This is a genomic window from uncultured Ruthenibacterium sp., assembly GCF_963558415.1.
Classification (GTDB): Bacteria; Bacillota; Clostridia; order Oscillospirales; family Ruminococcaceae; genus Ruthenibacterium.
In genome coordinates this window covers 1-5,090 of record NZ_CAUWGY010000119.1, presented here as the reverse complement: position 1 = coordinate 5,090, position 5,090 = coordinate 1, and the positions used below count along the sequence as shown (strand labels likewise).

The 5,090-nt window shown below is 43.4% G+C and carries 4 protein-coding genes and 1 pseudogene; all 5 read left to right on the top strand.

The window, feature by feature from the left end; genetic code table 11:
* Nucleotides 1-1,795, top strand: a pseudogene (locus AB5H98_RS12615) (valine--tRNA ligase); the annotation flags it as partial.
* A 60-nt stretch (nt 1,796-1,855) separates the two neighbouring features.
* Nucleotides 1,856-3,127: a folylpolyglutamate synthase/dihydrofolate synthase family protein gene (locus AB5H98_RS12610; RefSeq protein ID WP_367926248.1), complete on the top strand. Its 1,272-nt coding sequence runs from the start codon at nt 1,856-1,858 to the stop codon at nt 3,125-3,127.
* A 92-nt stretch (nt 3,128-3,219) separates the two neighbouring features.
* Entirely contained in the window at nt 3,220-3,519 is a 300-nt protein-coding gene (locus AB5H98_RS12605; protein WP_367926247.1) for an anti-sigma factor antagonist, read from the top strand.
* A gap of 14 nt (nt 3,520-3,533) precedes the next feature.
* Nucleotides 3,534-3,962, top strand: coding sequence for an anti-sigma F factor (gene spoIIAB, locus AB5H98_RS12600; protein ID WP_367926246.1), 429 nt, complete (start codon nt 3,534-3,536; stop codon nt 3,960-3,962).
* Between the two features lie 30 nt (nt 3,963-3,992).
* Entirely contained in the window at nt 3,993-4,664 is a 672-nt protein-coding gene (locus AB5H98_RS12595; RefSeq protein WP_367926245.1) for a sigma-70 family RNA polymerase sigma factor, read from the top strand.
* The last annotated feature ends 426 nt before the right edge of the window (nt 4,665-5,090 follow it).

The window sequence follows — 5,090 nt, the reverse complement described above, 5'->3', positions numbered from 1 at the left end:
CACCAGCGCATGATCCTAACGATTTTGAGGTGGGACGTCGTCATAATTTGCCCATTGTCAAAGTTCTCACAGATGATGCACATATGACAGCAGATTGTGGAAAGTATGCGGGAATGGATCGATATGAGGCCCGCAAGGCGATTGTAGCGGATTTGGAAGCGGGCGGTTATTTGGCTTCCATTGAACCACATGCACACAATGTTGGAACCTGCTATCGTTGTGGAACCACAGTAGAGCCTATGGTGTCTAAACAGTGGTTTGTGCGGATGGAGCCTCTTGCCGGTCCAGCAATTGACGCAGTGCGTGATGGCCGCATTAAGTTTGTACCGGAGCGATTTGATAAAAACTATTATTTCTGGAGAATACAAGGGATTGGTGTATTAGTCGACAGCTTTGGTGGGGACACCGTATCCCGGCTTATTATTGTGATGATTGCGGAGAGATTACCGTTTCCGCAGAACCGATAGCGGTTTGCCCGAAGTGCGGAAAGCCGGTACGGCGTGATGAAGATACTTTGGATACTTGGTTTTCATCGGCTCTCTGGCCGTTTTCTACTTTGGGTTGGCCGGAGCAGACAGAGGATCTAAAGTATTTTTATCCGACCAATACATTGGTTACAGGATACGATATCATTACCTTCTGGGTCAGTCGCATGATTTTCTCTGGATTGACGTATACCAACCAGGCTCCTTTTGACACGGTGCTCATCCACGGTTTGGTGCGTGATGCGCAGGGCAGAAAAATGTCTAAAAGTTTGGGCAATGGAATTGATCCTCTGGAGGTTATCAGGGACTATGGCGCAGACGCACTTCGTTTGACATTGGTGCTTGGTTCTACGCCAGGAAATGATATGCGTTTTTCCGATGAGAAGGTAAAGGCAAGTCGGAATTTTGCTAATAAGCTATGGAATGCTGCGCGCTTCGTTATGATGAATCTGCCGGAAGATTTTGAACCCGGCCAGCCATCCACTTTGACCATGGCGGATAAATGGATTTTGTCTAGATTCAATACGCTGGTTAAAAACGTATCGGAAAATCTGGATAGGTTTGAACTTGGTTTAGCGGCGCAGAAGGTTCAGGATTTCATTTGGGATGTTTATTGCGATTGGTACATTGAAATTGCAAAACTCCGTCTGAATTCTGAGGATGCACAAGAGGCGGATTCGGCTCGTAAGCTTTTGGTTTATATTTTGGTAGGCGCTTTGAAACTTTTGCATCCATTTATGCCGTTTATCACAGAGGAAATCTATACGGCACTACCAGGTACAAAAGAGACACTGGTCACTGAGAACTGGCCGGCGTTTGATGCATCTCAGAGCTACGAAGATGAGGAGCAGGGCTTTGAAAAGGTTATGGATTTGATCAAGGCTGTTCGTACGGTGCGCAATGATATGGGAGTACATCCGACCAAGCGTACCACCATGATTATCGAAACGGCGGATGCTGCTCCTTTTGAAGCGGGAAAGAGCTATCTGGCAAAGTTTGCATTTGCCAATGAAGTACAGTTTACGAGTAGTTATACAGGAGAAACCCAAGGCGTTGTTCAAGTGGTCACTCATGCGGCGCGTGCTTTTATTCCTATGATGGAATTAATTGATCGAGAAAAGGAATTGGCACGTTTGACTAAAGAGAAGACTCAATGCGAAAAGGACTTAAATGCCTTAAATGCTAAGTTGTCGAACGAGGGCTTCGTGAATAAGGCCCCTGAAAAGGTAGTTAATGATATTCGTGCAAAATATGCTGCTGCTACGGATAAGTTAGCCAAAATCGAGGAATCGTTGAAGGCACTTGGATAAAAGGCGGAAAGGGCAGTCTTATGGCTGCCCTTTTCGATTGTTTATCAGGAGGAATGATCAATGGATTATTTGCAGGCGGTAGAGTGGGTGCATGGATTGCCGCGCATTGCCAGACACTGCGGCGTGGAAAATACAAAGCTGCTTTTGGAAAAATTAGGACATCCGGAAAAGGATCTTCGCTTTGTGCACATATCAGGCACCAATGGAAAAGGAAGTACAACTGTCATGTTGGCAAGTGTACTAAAGGCAGCAGGATATAAGGTGGGTTGTAATATCAGCCCGTATGTTCTTGATTTTCGCGAGCGATTTTTACTCAATGGGGAGATGGCAAGCGAAGAGGTGGTAGCACGGTGCCTGTCACAAGTGCGTATGGCGATTGAAGAACTTCAAGAAGAAGGATGGGACAGCATCGTTGAGTTTGATGCAGTTACAACGGCAGCCCTTTTATGGTATGCACAAGAAAAATGTGATATTGTTTGTTTAGAAACAGGTCTGGGCGGACGTTTGGATTCCACAAATGCAGTCCAAAACACACTGGTGGCCTGTATTATGTCTATTGGCAAAGATCATACAGAGCTTTTGGGTGATACGTATGAAAAAATTGCATTTGAAAAATGTGGAATTCTAAAAAATGATTGCGCGGCTGTGATTTATCCGGTTCAACCGCAGCAGGCAATGGATGAAATTACATTGAGAACACAACAGATGAATTGTTCAAAAGTAGTGGTCCCGGAATTGGAAGATTTTTATTTCTATAAAGGAAAACCTTTTGAAAATCGTATTAATTACGGCGGATACGATTTGGAAATTCCATTCCCGGGCAAGCACCAAGCGTATAACGCATCCGTTGTGGTTGAGGCTGCGATTGCGCTCAGCGAAAAAGGTGTTCCGGTGTCTGATGAGGCAATCATAGAAGGAATTCGAAAAGCAAAGTTTCCTGCCCGAATTGAAGTGATTTCGAAGGAGCCGCTTGTGATTCTGGATGGTGCACATAATGAAGATGGAGCACGGGCTCTGGCGGATACTCTGCGTTTGGCAAATGTTCAGAATTTGACGGCAGTCATTGGAATTCTGCATGGAAAAGGGGCCGACCGTATGCTTCAGATATTGAGTCCGTATATCTCGGAGCTGTATACGGTATCACCGGATAATCCACGTGCCATGACGGCGCAGGAACTGGCGGATATCGCTCAAAAGTATTATCCCAAAGTAACAGCGATGCCGACAGTTTCGCATGCTTTGCAGGCTGCACAACAAAAAAGTTTTGGTGGACTTTTAATTTGCGGAAGTTTATATTTGGCATCTGAAGCAAGAAAATTTTTTGTTCGCTGAACGACTCTTTTTAACAAAAAATATAAGGCATATTGCGTATGCTGAATGCATAGGCAATATGCCTTTTTCTTTTATCAAAAGGAGTTTCTAATATGACACAGGTAACCATCCACGAAGACGGAGAAAATTTAGTGGCTTTACTTTCGGGTGAGATTGATCATCATTGGGCCGCAATTTTGAGAGAAGAAATTGATGAGCGCGTAAGAAGTAGATCACCTGCAAAACTTATTTTGGATTTTTCAGGTGTGACTTTTATGGACTCATCAGGAATTGGTTTGATTTTAGGAAGGCATCGGCTTGTTTCTACTTTAGGCGGAGTGGTAATTGTTCAAAAGGCGCCACGTGAAATAAAAAGAATGTTGTCTATTGCAGGAATTGAAGCAAGAGAATGAAAGAGGGGACAGATATGAAACCATTGAATAGCGTAAAAATTGCTTTTCCGAGTAAAAGCATCAATGAGGGATTTGCCAGAAGCGTAGTCGCTTGTTTTGCGGCTCAAGCGGATCCAACGTTGGACCAATTAGCAGATATTAAGACAGCCGTTTCAGAGGCAGTTACAAATTGCATTGTTCATGGCTATAAAGACACCATTGGCATGATAACCGTGACGGCTTCCTTCTATGAGGGAAATGAACTTCGTGTCATCGTAGCGGATCGTGGATGTGGAATCGAAGATGTTCAGCAAGCTATGCAACCACTGTTTACAACGGGTGGAGAAGAGCGGGCAGGGCTTGGTTTTGCGGTCATGGAAAGTTTTATGGATCAGATTCGCGTTTCTTCGAAACCGGGAAAAGGAACGCGCGTTACCTTAATAAAGAAACTAGGTCCCCGTTGATTACATATGAATTTAGAAAGCGGGGATTACATGCCAGTAAAACTTGGACCGAGGTCGGAGTTCATAGAGAATAATTTGGGACTGGTACATTCTTGTGCAGGCCGTTTTAAAGGGAGAGGAATCGAATATGATGATTTATATGCGGCTGGATGTATGGGGCTTGTAAAGGCGTATGATGGGTTTGATGAAAGCAGAGGATTATGTTTTTCCACTTACGCAGTACCTGTTATTTTGGGAGAAATAAAAAAGTTGTTTCGTGATGGCGGTTCGGTAAAGGTCAGCCGATCACTTAAGGAACTTGGAATTAAAGTGAACGCATTTCGTGAGAAATATCTAAAACAAACAGGGCAAGAACCAACCGTTACTGAGATAGCGAGACATTTGCAGGTAACTCCGGAACAAATAGCCGATGCGATGAGTGCATCACTTCCAGCTCTATCGCTTACTCCGGTAACCGATGAAGAGGGGAATAAAGAGTTTGACATTCCACAAGAAAGTTGTGAAGAGTTCCTCACAGATAAAATAAGCTTAAAAAGTGTTTTGAATACATTATCAAAGGAAGAACGAATGCTTATTTATCTCCGATTTTTTAAAAATAAAACTCAAAGTGAGACGGCAAAAGTATTGGGTACCACACAAGTGCAGATTTCGAGAAGAGAAAGAAAGCTGCTTCAAAGGATGAAGGAAAAACTTTTAGAATAATTTTCTTGGTAACTATTGACAATTCGTTGCATAGGTGATAATATATAAAAACCGTTCTCCGGTTACTGTGGCGACAAATCAAGGCGAAAAAAAGTTCTTGACAAAAGCGCGCTGGAGTGATAGAATAGACGAGCTGCCCAAAAAGAAGAGGGAAGCGAAGCTCAAAAAAATCTCGAAAAAAGTTCTTGACAAAAGGAACGAGATGAGATATAATAAATGAGCTGTCCGAGAGGACGGGAAGGACCTTGAAAATTAAACAATATCGAGAAGCTTAACGGAACCCTAGGACGTGAGAAACGTCCATAAAAAACATTTCCTTTAAGTAATTTAGGACGCAAGCGATTGCGGACTGGATGCTAAGATTTAGATTCAGCATTAGCTGGTTTAAATACCATTTAATGAAGAGTTTGATCCTGGCTCAGGACG